This is a genomic window from Bacillus sp. FSL R12-0074 (assembly GCF_038005725.1).
GTDB classification, from domain to species: Bacteria; Bacillota; Bacilli; order Bacillales; family Bacillaceae_G; genus Bacillus_A; species Bacillus_A mycoides.
In genome coordinates, this window is record NZ_JBBOTR010000001.1 from 4,804,045 (window position 1) to 4,818,925 (window position 14,881).

Sequence of the window (14,881 nt, forward strand, 5' to 3'; positions counted from 1 at the left end):
AACCGGAGTTTTTATTTCATCATCAATTTCGGAATATATCTTTGAAGAATGCTTTCTAATTCATTCATATCTTCCTGTCTAATAAGTAAATTCACATTATCATTCATTTTTTCTCGCCCGCGATATAAAAATATATTTTCTTTTGGATTTTCCCATGTTGATGTTTTATAGCCTTTTAATTCTTCGTATGAATAATAGTTCAATCCGTCTATTACACCTTTTTCATATATTTGTACACTTTTAATAAGATTGATCGCTATTAAAATCATAAAACAACTTGCTACAGCATAACTACCTGACTGAATGAGAAACTGTTCAAATGTACCAATATCACCACTTACGTATTGAGCATATATATACATACATTGTCCGATAAAGTACGCTGGTCCAAGTAAGGCAATCCAACGTCGTTTCACCCGAGGATATGTTGCAATGAGTTTTCCCGCGCTTTTTTTCATTTCATTTATTTTATATATCTTCCATAGAACAAAGAATAAAACACATAATGTAAAAATAAACATAATACATGACATCCAGTACACTCTTATTTTCCCCCTTCACATCATTACATATAAATTTTACATTTTAAATCCTTATAGTACATATGCAATTGTGCATAAAAAAACAGGCAACCGTTCCCGGTTACCTGCCTTTCATTACATCTTCTCAATCCACTCCGTCAAGTTGTGCACAACTTGCGTCGGTTGTACTTCATATTCTGTTAACTTGTCCACAGTTGTTACTCCAGTGTGGACAAGAAGGGTATGCATACTAGCATTTATCCCCGCTAAAATATCTGTATCGTAGTTATCCCCAACCATTAAAGCTTCTTCTTTTCCTATGCCAAGCACTTTTAACGCTTGTTCCATAATGATTGATTCTGGTTTACCAATAAAGATTGGGTCCACACCTGTTGATACTGCAACAACTGATGTTAATGAACCGTTACCTGGTAATAATCCGCGCTCAGTCGGAATTGCGATATCCCCATTTGTTGAAATAAACGTTGCACCGTTACGCACAGCAAGGCACGCTTTTGCTAATTTTTCATATGTGATATCGCGATCTAAACCAACAACAACGAAATCAGGATTTTCATCCACAAGTTCAAAGCCTTTTTCCACAAGTGCAGCATGTAAGCCCTCTTCACCAATCATATATACAGTTGCATCTTGTTTGCGCTCATAAATAAAGTTAGCTGTAGCCATACTCGTTGTGAATACTTGCTCCGCTTTCGCTGGAATATCGAAACGAACAAGCTTTTCTGCAACTTGTTCTGGTTTACGAGTTGAGTTATTTGTAACGAATAAATATGGAATACCGCGCTCTCCTAACGCTTTTACGAAGTCGCTTGCTTCTTCAATTTGCTCTTCACCGCGATACATTGTACCGTCTAAGTCAATTAAATAGCCTTTATACATCTGTTTGTCTCTCCTTCTATGCTAACGTTCTCACCTATCATACCACTCTTATATTAACCCCTTTTTCAAAAGAAAAAAACGCTTTACCTTAAAGCGTCCCATAACGTTCATTTTTTCTCTTTTATTTGGTACGAACAATTACAATCGCCCACGCACATGTTCGTTAGCGCTTTCACATTTGCGCCTGTAAATAACCGCTTGTACATATCTTTTTCATCTTCACACACTTGCGGGAATTTCTCCGCTATTTCCTTTAACGGACAGTTTTGCTTTTCAAGTATGAAAGAGCGTTCCCCATCTCTCTTTATTTGAACCATATAACCATTTTTCTCTTGCATAGCAGCTATTTCCTGTACTTTATATGCTAAATTACTTTGATTACTTATCTTCTTTTGCAACTGCTCTTCCATTCGTTTCGTTCTCGCTTGTAAAACGTAACGAAGTATTTTTTCATCGCCCATTCGAGCTAAATCATCTAGTATTTCAATAGCAAACTGCTTATATTCTTTCGGGAATGTATCTTCTCCCTTTTGACTTAATCCATACAAATATGTTGGGCGTCCAACTTGCTGCCTTACCATCTTTGAATAAATTAGCTCATCATTTTCTAGTTTACTTAAATGTCGACGAATCGCCATCTCTGTAACTTCTAAAGCTTCGGCTAATTCTGCTACAGTATGCTCTCCTTTTATCTTCAGTAATTGTACAATCTCTTCTCTCGTAGTACGTGCTTCCCCCATAGCTCACCCTTCTCCCTTTTCTTTCTCCTATACAATATAAGATCCCCAAAGGAATTCCCGGGGATCTTATAAGCACAATTATTCTGGTACAAATGCAGATACAGGTCCTAATTCCTTTTCTAAATAACTGTGAATATTCGCTGGGTATTTCTCTACCACGGCGATATGTTTTTGAATCGTCTTATATAATTCATCATGATTCATTTGAATATAATCTTGCGTAAGCATTTTTCGAAGAAGAATAATTTCTTTAATATGCGCTCCCTCTTCTCCACTTATAACTCTCTCGTCCATTAAAATATCAATAATATCTTCGTAACTTCCTGGATCGCGCATAATAAATCCATCAATCATCGCATTCCCTACATCTAATATACAATCGATAATAAGATGCGCCATGCGCTCTAATGCGTAAAATTCAAACTCGGTTTCATATGTCTTTTTCTCTTGAAATGTATTTGTTGCTCGTTCTAAACATACTAGCATTTGTTCTATTTTTTTTCTGTCTACGAAGTACATGAATGTCACCTACCTGGAAATTAAAGCATTTACATTTTAATTGTAACGCTTTCTTCTGAAAAAATCGACAATTTTTCGAATTCACCTTTTCCTCGTTATTTGTTATAGTTATATTTGTATGATTTTTGAAATTGGAGGAATGCAACCTTGGAACGTGAACTCGCACTAGAAATTGTCCGTGTAACAGAAGCAGCAGCCTTAGCATCCGCACAGTGGATGGGCCGCGGAAAGAAAAACGAAGCAGATGATGCAGCAACTACAGCTATGCGTGATATGTTCGATTCAGTAAACATGGCAGGTACAGTTGTAATCGGTGAAGGAGAACTTGATGAAGCACCGATGTTGTATATTGGTGAAGAACTAGGAACAGGTAACGGTCCAGAAGTAGATATCGCCGTTGACCCATTAGAAGGTACAAACATCGTTGCGAAAGGCCTTGCAAATGCAATGGCAGTTATCGCAATCGCAGATAAAGGAAACCTTCTTCATGCTCCGGATATGTACATGGAAAAAATCGCGGTTGGTCCAAAAGCAGCTGGTAAAATTAGCTTAGATGATCCAATTGAAAAAACAATTGATATTGTAGCAGAAGCAAACAATAAAAAAATTCGTGACCTAACGGTTATCATCCAAGAACGTGAACGTCATCAAGATATTATTGACCGTGTTCGTGCAAAAGGTGCACGCGTAAAACTATTTGGTGATGGAGATGTTGGTGCATCAATCGCAACAGCTTTACCTGGAACAGGTATCGACTTATTCGTAGGTGTTGGCGGAGCTCCAGAAGGCGTTATTTCTGCAGCAGCATTAAAATGCCTTGAAGGTGAAATGCAAGCTCGCTTAGTTCCAATGAACGAAGAAGAAGAAGCTCGTTGTCGTGAAATGGGATTAGAAGATCCTCGTCAACTTCTTATGTTAGATGACTTAGTATCTGGTGATGATGCAATCTTCTCAGCAACAGGTGTATCTGCTGGTGAATTATTAGACGGCGTGAAATTCCTTGGCGGAGATTTAGCTGAAACATATTCTATCGTAATGCGTTACAAAACAAGAACAGTACGTTTCATTAAAACGCATCACCATTTAGATCATAAACCACACTTAAACTTAGATATTTAATAAAGGAGCCATGTGTATGGAAGAACGTTTCTTTCTGTACGACGATACAGTCGCTACAAAAACGCGTTTCGTTAGCTTTTTGGGGGAAAATGAGCGTCATGATTTAGCGCTTCTATACTCCGATCGTCATTACGGTAAAACGATAGTCCTTGATATGCAAAGCAACAAATTTGCTATCATCGGTCCTGACGATTTAAATGAACAAGGCTACTTAGAGCATGCATTTTCGATGTCTGAAGAAAATGCAGAAGAATTACGCTCATTTTTATTTGAACTTATATAATTTATCTGGTGCACCAGCTATGTTAGCTGGTGTTTTTTTACAATTTATATTTTGAATTTTCAATCTTATGTGTTATACTTATGAACAAATCTATTTGGATAGAAAGGACGTTATCTGCGTATGCCAACATTTACTTTGTAATGGACCAGCAATTGGATAGCATTACTCTCAAAAAAGCACCGTGCTTTTTCAAGGGAGTAGTCTGCCCATTCCCATTACAAAGGAACGTAACGCATCTGTAGTATGATGTTTACGGAGGTTCCTCTTGGGGGAACCTCTTTTTATTTTTGTCTACTTCTTATGTCTTCATACTACAAGACATCCAAATAGCTGTATTACGTTCCTTTACCAATATATAAGAGGTGAAGGAAAATGCAGAAAGTACAACTTTCTTGGAGTTTATATAAAAACGAACTAGCAACAATCGAAAAGTATTGTAAAAATTGCAGACGCACTACCCTATTTACTGACACGAACATTCGCAGACATAATGCAAACGGAAAGAATATATACCGATTTGCAATTTATAAATGTCCGAAAGATCATACGTGGAATCAAAAACTTCATATTTATAAATCATTTACTGATCACGTCGAAACTGTCGATATGACTCAGCAAGAACAAACGGAAACAAGTACTACCATTTCCATTACACAATACAAAGAAAGTGGTATAGCCGAAATAACGATCGTATTAGACATAGTTTTCGGTTCCCACCGGATTGATAAAGTGTTATCCACATATATTTCAGATTGGAGCCGTGCACTCATTGTGGAGAAAATTAAAAATGGAGCTATCCAACTAAATGGACAACAAATGAAACCAAACAAGACGCTTTCTGAAGGTGATTACATTTCAATTTGTTTGTAAGGAGGACTCTCATGTTAAAGGTGAGAAAAGGTACGATTGATTTATTGAATGACTTAGATGTAATGTATACAGCATGCAAAGAAGCACTCTTACAGAACCAAATTTATCAATGGGATGATTCTTATCCGACGCGAGAACACATTTCCTATCATCTAGAACAGGCCGAATTGTATTGTCTATTCCAAGATCAAGTACTTGTCGGTGCCGTCGTCTTAAACGAAGCACCGTCTCCAGAATACAAACTAATTGACTGGTCAGAAATAGACGGACGCTTTCTTATCGTCCACTCTTTTGTCATCCATCCGCTCGCGCAAGGCAAAGGATATAGTAAAGTACTATTATCCTTTTGGGAAAACGAAGCAAAACAAAAAAACTACACTGGAATACGCCTAGATTGTTTTACAGGTAATCCGGTTTCATTAAGCCTATATGAAAAAAATAATTATATTTGCCGAGGTGCTGTCTATTTCAAAAGTAAACAGCCTCCTCATAATTGGTATAACTGCTATGAAAAAATCCTCTTACAATCGTAAGAGGATTTTTTCATTTCTTCACTTTTCGTAATACAAAGTGTGCACAACCGAAGTTACAGTACTCGTATAAATACTCTGATAAAGTACTAATTTTCGTATCATATGTCGAACGTTGATTACTATCATCAAAGAATCCGCGCAATCTAAGTTGCTCATAACCCCAGTCTCCAACGATATAATCATATTTATTTAAAATTTCTGCATAGCGCTCTTTAAGTGCTTCTTCACTAAAACCGTCACGAAAGTTTTTAATTACTTCGTACTGAACATTATTAACGCTCACCGTAGTATGAATCTCTTGCTTTTGCTCCATTATGAACTTCCTCTCTAAGCATTCTTCTTTTTATCGTATCACAAAGCATAACAACCAACAATTTCAAATACAAAAAATTGAAAATTAGTGCATGCTATGGAGAAGGAGGTGCTACATCGTGAAAAAACAAATTATACTCTCTCTTCTCACTCTTTCCTTATTTGCAGGCTGCCAATCAACTAATAAAGCCGAAATGGAGCGTGAAGAAGGAAGTCGTGTTCTTGTTTCCAACAAAAACGACATGTATCATACGGAAAATACAAATACACGGCTCACAAGGGTGGGCTATTCATCTAAACAAAAACATGAAGTATCTAACAAACAAGTAGGCGCCATTAACCGTGAGAAAGTCGCTGAAATGATTACAAGCATGACAGTCAAACTTCCTGACGTCACCAATGCCGCTACACTCGTTACCGACGACGAAGTGTTCGTTGTATACCGTGCAAACACAACGGATCCGAAACTCGTAACAGATCAAGTATATAAAACTGCTTTGTCCATCGTTCCTCGCTATTATAAAGCATATGTATCAACAAACCAAAAGTTGATTTCTCAAATTCAAGGTCTTCAATCTGGCAGCTTAAACGATAAAGAATATGAACAAAGTCTTGATATGTTAAAACGTGAAATGAGCGATAATCCTCATTTGAACAATACGGGGGATCAAACTTTAAATGACATGATTAAAAAATAAAAAGGTGGAGAAAACCTCCACCTTTTTACTATTTCTTACGATCCGCATAAACCTCCATCGCATCACACATAAACTGCGCTAAACCTTCACCAAACTTATCAATATTTTTCGTAAAACGCTCATCAGCAACATACATTTGACCGAGTCCCTTAAAGGCCTCTAATGAATATTCACCGAAGTTTTGCAAGTAATCGTACCATACCCCGATTGCGGATTGCGCCTCTTTAGAATCCGGTGCTCCATTTCGAAGTGTTGCTAGATTTCTGTAAATATTATTAAACTCCTCCTGTTTCTCTTTAGACATCCCCTTCGCTGTTTTATTCGCTTTATCTACAGCCTCATCTCCCCATCGTTCACGTGCTTCTTCTTCGTACGGGTTATGACTAAAATCAAATCCTTCAAATTTCTCTTTATTCGTCATATCAATCTCTCCTTTTGTATGCTGAATTGTTTTATTAATCGTCGCTATCACCTTATCTAACCTTGCACGCTTTTCAAGAAGCATTTTCTTATGAAGCTGTAGTGCTTCTTCATGATCAAATGATGGACTCATGATAATTTCTTTAATCTTCTTCAAAGGGAAGCCTAGTTCTTTAAAAAATAAAATTTGCTGCAGTGTCTCTAAATTTTCATTGGAATACAGACGATATCCAGACTCTGTCGTCTCGTCTGGGGTTAATAACCCAATTTCATCGTAATGATGCAGTGTGCGCACACTAATTCCAACTAAATTAGCTACTTCTTTTACCTTCATTGTCATGTGTATCTCCCCCTTAGTACATACAATAAAGTATGACGCAACGTTAGAGTCAATAAGTAAATTCATTTATCTCTAAAAGTTTCATCTCTCCCATATTTCATGCATAATAGATATGTACATATATTAGAAAGCGGTGAAAGTATGGTTTCAAATACTGTAATTGCCAGCATCATATTTCAACTCGTTGTTTCGGTTCTGGTCCCAATTATTGTACTCGTTTATTTCCGTAAAAAATATAATATTAATTGGAAAGTGGTCGGCGTTGGTGTTCTTATCTTTATTGGATTTACCCAAATTCTCGAAACACCGTTCCACCTATTTATGCGTGGTAATCCAGCAATCGCTCCATTTTTAGAAAATCCGTATGTCTTTGCAATTTATGGCGGACTAACTGCTGGTATTTTTGAAGAATTAGGACGCTTCGTTGCCTTCTTCTTCCTACTAAAAAAATATCTAGAATATAAAGATGGCTTCGCTTATGGAATTGGTCATGGCGGGATTGAATCCATTTTAGTTGGCGGATTCTCTGCATTGCAGACACTTATATTCGCTAATGCTATTAACAATGGTAGCTTCGCTCAAATGGCAGAAAAACTACCACAATTAAATCTTGTAAAGGATATGTTAATAGAACAACCTGCCTATTTATACTTACTCGGTAGCCTAGAAAGAATTATGGCACTCGTGCTGCAAATTGCCTTCACAATGCTTGTCGTATACGCAGTAAAACAAAAGAAATACATTTTCCTTGTTTACGCTATATTATTCCACGCACTTGTAGACTTTTTCGCAGCACTTTACCAAACAAAAATGATTAACATCTTTGTAGCAGAAGGAATTACTCTTCTCTTCGCGATTGGTGGTTTCATTCTTATTCGTAAAATGAAAACGAAATTAGTAAGTGTGCCATATAAAAAATAACCCACCAGTTGGTGGGTTATTTTTTATATGGATTTTCGTAGTGATGATAACTTTTCCCCCCTTGCAGCTCCCTCTTTGTTTCCGCATCTATAACGATGTACTTTTGGAACTCATCTACTTCATCTTGAGAAAAGGAAGCGAAAAAATAAAGTGAAACTTTAATCAGTGGGGGTTTATCCACTGATTATTAGTTGAACCAATCGGGCTTTTACGGGCAGTTGATCTCCCATTTAACTACTTTTCTTTAAAACTGAATTTTGCGGTGGGAGTCTTACTGCCCGTTAATGCGGGGTAAACTTGGCGATCAGGGTGAATAAAAAAATCTTGAAACACCACGCTACTCCGACAACCCACGGCTGTTTTTTGTCTGAAAGAAAATTCTTCATCGGGCACTTCTTTAAATAAAATCTTTTTCCGAACACTATATTCTGCATTTTTATATTCTTTATACACCTTTTTATCTAACTGTTCGTAAAACACATCCTCACTCACAAATGGCTTATTTCGATTGCTTGGATAGTCTAATTTTTGATTTGATTGTGCATATGCTGTGGACAATTGCGTGAGAAAACAAATACTGAATACAATGCATATCATTTTTTTCATAATTGCACCTCAAATTTTCATTATCCACATTACTTTTCCACATACTTATATCACTATTCCGTTTCCAATAAAAAGGAATTTTTTCCACATTTGTCGAAGTATATAGCGTCAACTTGAAAGATGGGGATGAATTATGAAGAAAATTATTGTAATACGACATTGTTCCGCAACTGGACAAAAACGTGATGCCGAATTAACGTTTGCCGGAAAAGATCAAGCTAACACCCTTGCTGCATTCCTCTTAGAAAATCAGCTACAAATAGATCATATTATTTCGAGCCCATTTGTCCGAGCTATCGATTCCATTCGGCCCTATGCGATTCAAGCTAACCTATCTATCGAAGAGGATGAACGATTAGCTGAACGTATATTAAGCAACGTTCCGATGGATGATTGGATGCAAAAACTAGAATCTACTTTTACAAACATAGATATTGCCTTTTCAGGCGGAGAGTCAACAAAACAAGCAACGGACCGTGCTATATCGCTTATCCAAGACGTTTTAAAGTTAAACCATACTACAACACTACTCGTTACACATGGAAACTTACTTACGCTCATTTTAAAGCACTTTGATCGTACGATCGGCTTTAGTGAATGGAGAACTTTAACGAATCCTGATGTTTACGAAATTACAATCGATGAACAAAGTTTCATAAAACGATTATGGGAAGCATCGTCCAAGTAGTATCCCTTTCCAAAACACTCAGTTGACGCCACGAGAAGAGACTGTATTAACAATAGAGAGGGGTATCATTCCATATGTATGAAGATGTACTTTCTTTACTACATAAAACAAATGCTTCTTATGAAAAATTTGAACACGAACCAGTACTTGACTATGAAACAGATCGTATCGTTCGTGAAAGACTTGGTTTGCAAGGCACTCCAAGTAAAAGCTTATTTTTAAAATCAAAATCCGGGGAGCATTACGTATTCTTTACGTTAGAAGGCACTCGCCTCAACCGAGGAGAGATGAAAGAAATAACAGGAGAGAGCTTATCTCTCTGTTCTCCTAATGAGCTAAGAGAAGAGACTGGTTGCACTCCTGGATGTGTAGCTCCTTTCGGTTATTCACAAAATGTAACGATTATTGTGGACAGTTCAATTTATACTTACGATAAAATTTTAATTACACCTGGTGTACCTGAATTTACAATTGAATTATCCACAGAGGAATTAAAAAAGATTTTATCCACATGTCAAAATAAAGTTTTAGAGTATAAGAAAAAAGAGAGCTAATGATTAGCTCTCTTTTTTCATTATTTCGCTTCTGCTGTTTTTTCTTTTGCAGAACGTACTTGCTCGTCCGCATGATAAGAAGAACGTACAAGTGGACCAGCTTCACAGTGGCTAAATCCTTTGCTAAGTGCAATTTCTTTTAGCTCTGCAAATTCTGCTGGTGGATAATATTTAATAACTGGTAAATGCTTCTTAGATGGTTGTAGGTATTGTCCAAGAGTTAAAATATCCACATTGTTTGCACGTAAGTCATCCATTGCTTCAATTAAATCTTCTCTCGTTTCACCTAAGCCCAGCATAATGCTCGATTTAGTTGGAATATCAGGCTGCATTTCTTTTGCTCGACGTAAAAACTCTAATGAACGGTCATATTTTGCTCTAGCGCGAACTCGGTTAGATAATCGACGTACTGTTTCAATGTTATGGTTCAAAATATCTGGTTTTGCATCCATTAACATTTTTAAGTTTTCTTCTACCCCACCCATATCAGATGGTAATACTTCGATAGACGTGAATGGATTTTCACGACGTACAGCGCGTACTGTTTCAGCAAAAACAGCTGCTCCGCCGTCCTTTAAATCATCACGTGCAACCGCTGTTATAACAACGTGCTTTAAGCCCATTTGTACTACAGAATCTGCTACGCGTTCTGGCTCTTGTAAATCAAGCTCAGTTGGTAAGCCTGTTTTAACCGCACAAAAACGACAAGCACGTGTACAAACCGCACCTAAGATCATAAATGTTGCTGTTTTCCTTACAGCCCAGCATTCATGAATATTCGGACATTTCGCCTCTTCACAAACTGTATGAAGATTCTTAGAACGCATCATTTTCTTTAAGCCTGTATAGTTTTCATTCGTGTTTAACTTAATTTTCAACCATTCGGGCTTGCGCTTATACTCTGTTTGTTTTGTCATGGTTATCAACTCCGCACAATATGAAATAGTTTACCGTGTTCGCTTCTTTCAATGTAACATATCTATTCTAACGTATGAAAGCGATTTGCTCAAATGAAGATTCTAAGATTTTTTCCAATCGTTCCCTATAATGAAATACTCCGTATATCCCACACTAAAAAGAGTGATGTTGTGAAAGGAGTCTATTTCATGCTTCGAAAAATTTCTCTTTTGCTTTCGATTTGCTTTCTTCTCCACCAAAACATCGCTTACGGTGAAGATAATCAGCAAAGCATATATGAAAAGCGCATGGCACTATATAAAGAAACTGAGCAATCTTCCGGTATTCCGTGGTATTACTTAGCCGCAATGGATCAATACGAAAGAAACATACGGAGCGTAAGAAAAAATATTCCGAAAAAACCAGATGCCATCATTTCCCTTTATTTCAAACCTGAAATATGGGCTGGACCTGTTAATAGTAATGATACTCTCCCCCATACAATTTCTCTATTTGGCGGAATGGGTTTAGATGGTGACAAAGATGGATTTGCAAATGCAAATAACGACCGTGATCTTCTGCATACAGCAGCAACTATTTTAAATAAACAAGGAACGTCGGAAGACCGTATTAACATTATGCTTTGGGAATATTATAGACGTGCAAAAACAGTTGAATTAATTACAGAATACGCCCGAATTTATAAACATTATGGACGCATTAATTTAGAAGGTAATGCTTTCCCTCTCCCGATTCGCAGCGATCATAGCTATCGTAGTACTTTCGGTGCTGGTAGAAGCTTTGGTGGCAGGAGGATTCATGAAGGAACCGATATTTTTGCTGGATATGGCGTACCAGTACGATCAACTTGCTATGGCGTTATTGAAACAAAAGGATGGAATCGTCTTGGTGGATGGCGCATTGGTATTCGTGACCTTCATAATAATTACCACTATTACGCTCATTTAGGCGGGTTCTCTAAAGAAATACAGCTCGGACAAATTGTCGAACCAGGAAAAGTAATCGGATTTGTCGGTAGTACCGGCTACGGTCCTCCTGGTACAGCTGGAAAGTTCCCGCCTCACTTACATTTCGGCATGTATAAAGACAATGGCTATACAGAATGGGCTTTCGATCCATACATGCATTTAAGCCTTTGGGAACGAAAAGAACGAGCAAATACAAAACGATAACCGTAGCAAATTGCTACGGTTATTTTTTATAAATAAAAATCAATAAAACACTACTGACTAATTATCCGTTTTCTTTTTATCTGGTACAACAACACCCCCACTTCCGTAATAAGTAGGCACTTCACCTTGAACGATGCGCGTCGCAATCGGAATGTTTTGCTTCACTTTAATTTCTTTCGTGCGTAACGGAATCATAACTTGTAACGTCACTTCCACTTCCATAATAATTTTGATCGCCGTATTATTAATTCCTTGCGGCTCAACTAATTGTTTAATATCCGTATTCACATGACCAATTGGCGTAAAATTAATCGGAATATCCGGTCCTATATTACCAAGAAGCGCATTATCAGTTATGCGCCCAAAAGGAACTGACATAGATACCCCATTCTCTTCAAAAATACCAAGTGCTTTCGTATCCCCTTTTTCTACTTGTTGTAAATATTTTTCTATGTATGCAGTAGTCGATGTTAATATTTCATTTACTTGTTTTGTATTTAAATCAATTGTAGATACTTTCCCGTTCCTATCCGTTTGTACTTTCATTAATGAATCTACATCAAACCCTTCATTAATTCGGTCTTTTACCGCTTTCGTCATAACTGCTGTTGCCATTTTATGAGTCTCTGTTTCCCCATACTTAATTAACGTTGGCTGAATACTTTTATTTACAATCCATAAACCTTGAACTACCATTACGATAAAAATAATAAATGAAATAAGCAGTATATACCGAAAGGAAATCGGTCCCCTTCGAAACCGCGAATTTTTCGAACGAAATATGCCCATAAGAAAACCCTCCTTCTTATATTATTTCTATGCAAGAAAGAGGGATGATATATGCTTATCTCATTTTTAATAGTGCATCTTTTCCGATTGTGCCTACCGGAATACCTAAAGCTTCGGCTCCAGTCGTTACTGATTCCAGCGGTGCTTCAAGAAGTTGTTCAATCGTTCTTACACCAACCGCACGGCCAGCAATAATTCCTCGATCACCTAACTTCTCATTTAGAAGACCTACATCTAAAGCACCGCACATAATATATCCTTTATCGCTCATTACAGCTAGCAAATTTGTCTTTGGAAGTTTTACGCTAACAGCAATGAACGTATAGTTATCAATTATAATTGGCTCTACATTAACCATAGTTCACACTCCTCTCTTTCTTATCTTTATGACAAGAGAAAAATGAGTGTTACAAGTTAACTAGCCTATAGTTTGACTGAAGATGTATAAGTTATCAACATGTCTGTTAACACATCTCTAAGCAATTCCGGCATATAATATTGTTTGTCAGAAAGTGTGGATAGCTCTGGGTATAAGTACCCGAATGTAAACATATCAATCGTTCCTACCGTATATATACGATCTAATTCCAGCGATTCCCCGTTAATTAATACATCTTCCAGTAAAATTTTATTCCCCGGAATCGTATCTGGAATGACTTCTACACCAGCGTAAATCATTTTTCCCATCACTTTTCCACGAAATCCGAATCCTTTTACCTCAAGGTTCTCCATATTCGGACGACGCGCTTTCAAAATAACTTCTCTTAACGTTTTCCCTGGTACTTTTAACATACATGGATTAATTGGATGTGGACAAATCCGATGAATATCTCCGCGCGTCACAACACCTTCATTTAATCCCTCAAGAAGTACACCAGCATTCACCATCCCAACATCCGCATTACACCACTCTTTAAGTGCACTTGCCAACATATGAGAAAACGTCGTCTCCTTAAACCAATCAACCGGCAATGATTCTTTTAAATGAACGACAGGCTCAGCCATTATCTGTTTACTTTCTTCCTTTAGCATTTCAATTGTGGATAACGGCTCGCTATAAGCACCTAACCGTTCTGTCTTAATCGCTCTACCGTCTTTTTTCAACAGTCTCTTCGTCTCTTTATCCACAGTAAGCTGAACGTGACCAACGTAATGTCCCCACTTTTCACAACAGCAAAGCAAGGTATTATCCACAAGAACACCGCGCTCAAATAAATGATGCGTATGTGCCCCTAAAATAACATCTATATCATAATGCTCCGCCATATACTCATCCATACTTTTTCCAAGATGAGAAAGCACAACAGTAATATGAGCTGTATCCTTAACTTCTTCTAAAATAGACTCTAAATGGATGATTGGATCTTCAATATGCCAATCGAGCATATGATAAAACTCTGGATAAGCTACCGTTAATCCAATAAAGGCAATCGTAATCCCATCTGTCGTTGTATGTAATTTATAAGGCTTCGCCCACGCTGGACGTACACCCTCTTTTTCAAATAAGTTCGCTACAAGCACCTCAAAACCAGCATCATCATATAGACGATTCAAATGCTCTTTCGCCAATGTAATTCCTTCATTATTTCCGATCGTTACATAATCATATAACGCCTCATTTAATAATTTTGTATTCCCAAGTCCATTTGTCGCTTCCGAAATACTATGAAAACGATCCACATGATCGCCAATATCCACAGTTAAAACAGTCTCTCCCGCTTCCTGTCTTCGCCTTTTCTCCCCTTGTACAAACCGAGAAATTTGCGGCCAATTTTCAAAATGACTATGTATATCGTTTGTATGATAAAGGTGGATGATCGTTTCTTTATTTATATTCAGAGAAAAAACCTCCTCTCAGTTCCTTACTGCCATTTACGCTATACGTACGCAATAATCCTGTAAATACTTTTCGTCTTTTCTTGCTATTTTACATTGTACTCGCATTATAAGAAAAAGCCAAAGATTGCCCTTTTAATAT

The 14,881-nt window shown here is 37.2% G+C and carries 19 protein-coding genes and 1 pseudogene; 9 read left to right on the forward strand and 11 right to left on the reverse strand.

Annotation, left to right across the window (positions count from 1 at the left end; genetic code table 11):
• Nucleotides 1–11 precede the first annotated feature (11 nt).
• From NSS97_RS25120 to NSS97_RS25135, 4 genes are all read right to left on the reverse strand, one after another.
• Nucleotides 12–542, reverse strand: a complete 531-nt coding sequence (locus NSS97_RS25120; RefSeq protein ID WP_107887270.1) for an iron ABC transporter substrate-binding protein — start codon at nt 540–542, stop codon at nt 12–14.
• Nucleotides 543–656: 114 nt separating this feature from the next.
• Nucleotides 657–1,421 carry a TIGR01457 family HAD-type hydrolase gene (locus tag NSS97_RS25125; protein WP_002015908.1) on the reverse strand — a complete coding sequence of 255 codons (765 nt, stop codon included), beginning with the start codon at nt 1,419–1,421 and terminating at the stop codon, nt 657–659.
• Between the two features lie 107 nt (nt 1,422–1,528).
• A complete protein-coding gene (locus NSS97_RS25130; RefSeq protein ID WP_341114313.1) occupies nt 1,529–2,161 on the reverse strand; it encodes a helix-turn-helix transcriptional regulator in 633 nt (210 codons plus the stop codon).
• A gap of 78 nt (nt 2,162–2,239) precedes the next feature.
• Entirely contained in the window at nt 2,240–2,680 is a 441-nt protein-coding gene (locus NSS97_RS25135) for a DUF86 domain-containing protein (RefSeq protein WP_002015910.1), read from the reverse strand.
• Nucleotides 2,681–2,827: 147 nt separating this feature from the next.
• On the opposite strand from NSS97_RS25135, the gene glpX reads away from it, so the two are divergent.
• The 4 genes from glpX (at nt 2,828) to NSS97_RS25155 (ending at nt 5,485) form a co-directional block, all read left to right on the forward strand.
• A complete protein-coding gene (glpX, locus tag NSS97_RS25140) occupies nt 2,828–3,799 on the forward strand; it encodes a class II fructose-bisphosphatase (protein WP_002015911.1) in 972 nt (323 codons plus the stop codon).
• Between the two features lie 16 nt (nt 3,800–3,815).
• Nucleotides 3,816–4,082 carry a DUF3055 domain-containing protein gene (locus NSS97_RS25145; RefSeq protein WP_002034592.1) on the forward strand — a complete coding sequence of 89 codons (267 nt, stop codon included), beginning with the start codon at nt 3,816–3,818 and terminating at the stop codon, nt 4,080–4,082.
• A 372-nt stretch (nt 4,083–4,454) separates the two neighbouring features.
• A complete protein-coding gene (locus tag NSS97_RS25150; RefSeq protein ID WP_107887269.1) occupies nt 4,455–4,952 on the forward strand; it encodes a cytoplasmic protein in 498 nt (165 codons plus the stop codon).
• 11 nt (nt 4,953–4,963) lie between these two features.
• Nucleotides 4,964–5,485 carry a GNAT family N-acetyltransferase gene (locus NSS97_RS25155; protein ID WP_078185114.1) on the forward strand — a complete coding sequence of 174 codons (522 nt, stop codon included), beginning with the start codon at nt 4,964–4,966 and terminating at the stop codon, nt 5,483–5,485.
• A gap of 10 nt (nt 5,486–5,495) precedes the next feature.
• Here the strand turns inward: NSS97_RS25155 and NSS97_RS25160 are convergent, their stop codons facing one another.
• Complete coding sequence (locus tag NSS97_RS25160) at nt 5,496–5,798, reverse strand: YutD family protein (protein ID WP_002015914.1); 303 nt, start codon at nt 5,796–5,798, stop codon at nt 5,496–5,498.
• Between the two features lie 118 nt (nt 5,799–5,916).
• Between NSS97_RS25160 and NSS97_RS25165 the strand changes: the two genes are divergently transcribed.
• Nucleotides 5,917–6,495: a YhcN/YlaJ family sporulation lipoprotein gene (locus tag NSS97_RS25165; RefSeq protein WP_002015915.1), complete on the forward strand. Its 579-nt coding sequence runs from the start codon at nt 5,917–5,919 to the stop codon at nt 6,493–6,495.
• A 28-nt stretch (nt 6,496–6,523) separates the two neighbouring features.
• Here NSS97_RS25165 and NSS97_RS25170 read toward each other — a convergent pair whose 3' ends face one another.
• Entirely contained in the window at nt 6,524–7,255 is a 732-nt protein-coding gene (locus NSS97_RS25170; RefSeq protein ID WP_002129738.1) for a MerR family transcriptional regulator, read from the reverse strand.
• 99 nt (nt 7,256–7,354) lie between these two features.
• On the opposite strand from NSS97_RS25170, the gene NSS97_RS25175 reads away from it, so the two are divergent.
• On the forward strand, nt 7,355–8,176 hold the full coding sequence (locus NSS97_RS25175) for a YhfC family intramembrane metalloprotease (protein WP_341114317.1): 822 nt from the start codon (nt 7,355–7,357) through the stop codon (nt 8,174–8,176).
• A 294-nt stretch (nt 8,177–8,470) separates the two neighbouring features.
• On the opposite strand, the pseudogene NSS97_RS25180 reads toward NSS97_RS25175, so the two are convergent.
• Nucleotides 8,471–8,782 (reverse strand): annotated as a pseudogene (locus NSS97_RS25180) (hypothetical protein); the annotation flags it as partial.
• 133 nt (nt 8,783–8,915) lie between these two features.
• Here NSS97_RS25180 and NSS97_RS25185 point away from each other — a divergent pair.
• Both NSS97_RS25185 and NSS97_RS25190 read left to right on the forward strand, forming a co-directional pair.
• Nucleotides 8,916–9,470, forward strand: coding sequence for a histidine phosphatase family protein (locus tag NSS97_RS25185; protein WP_002184735.1), 555 nt, complete (start codon nt 8,916–8,918; stop codon nt 9,468–9,470).
• A 74-nt stretch (nt 9,471–9,544) separates the two neighbouring features.
• Nucleotides 9,545–10,024, forward strand: coding sequence for a YbaK/EbsC family protein (locus NSS97_RS25190; protein WP_002184734.1), 480 nt, complete (start codon nt 9,545–9,547; stop codon nt 10,022–10,024).
• Between the two features lie 20 nt (nt 10,025–10,044).
• On the opposite strand, the gene lipA is transcribed toward NSS97_RS25190, so the two are convergent.
• Complete coding sequence (lipA, locus tag NSS97_RS25195) at nt 10,045–10,941, reverse strand: lipoyl synthase (protein ID WP_002034580.1); 897 nt, start codon at nt 10,939–10,941, stop codon at nt 10,045–10,047.
• A 189-nt stretch (nt 10,942–11,130) separates the two neighbouring features.
• Between lipA and NSS97_RS25200 the strand changes: the two genes are divergently transcribed.
• A complete protein-coding gene (locus NSS97_RS25200; protein WP_341114318.1) occupies nt 11,131–12,114 on the forward strand; it encodes a M23 family metallopeptidase in 984 nt (327 codons plus the stop codon).
• 57 nt (nt 12,115–12,171) lie between these two features.
• Here the strand turns inward: NSS97_RS25200 and yunB are convergent, their stop codons facing one another.
• The 3 genes from yunB to NSS97_RS25215 form a co-directional block, all read right to left on the reverse strand.
• On the reverse strand, nt 12,172–12,903 hold the full coding sequence (gene yunB, locus NSS97_RS25205; protein ID WP_002129745.1) for a sporulation protein YunB: 732 nt from the start codon (nt 12,901–12,903) through the stop codon (nt 12,172–12,174).
• A gap of 55 nt (nt 12,904–12,958) precedes the next feature.
• A complete protein-coding gene (locus NSS97_RS25210; protein WP_002015926.1) occupies nt 12,959–13,261 on the reverse strand; it encodes a YunC family protein in 303 nt (100 codons plus the stop codon).
• Between the two features lie 65 nt (nt 13,262–13,326).
• Nucleotides 13,327–14,742, reverse strand: a complete 1,416-nt coding sequence (locus tag NSS97_RS25215; protein ID WP_320435823.1) for a bifunctional metallophosphatase/5'-nucleotidase — start codon at nt 14,740–14,742, stop codon at nt 13,327–13,329.
• Between the last annotated feature and the right edge of the window lie 139 nt (nt 14,743–14,881).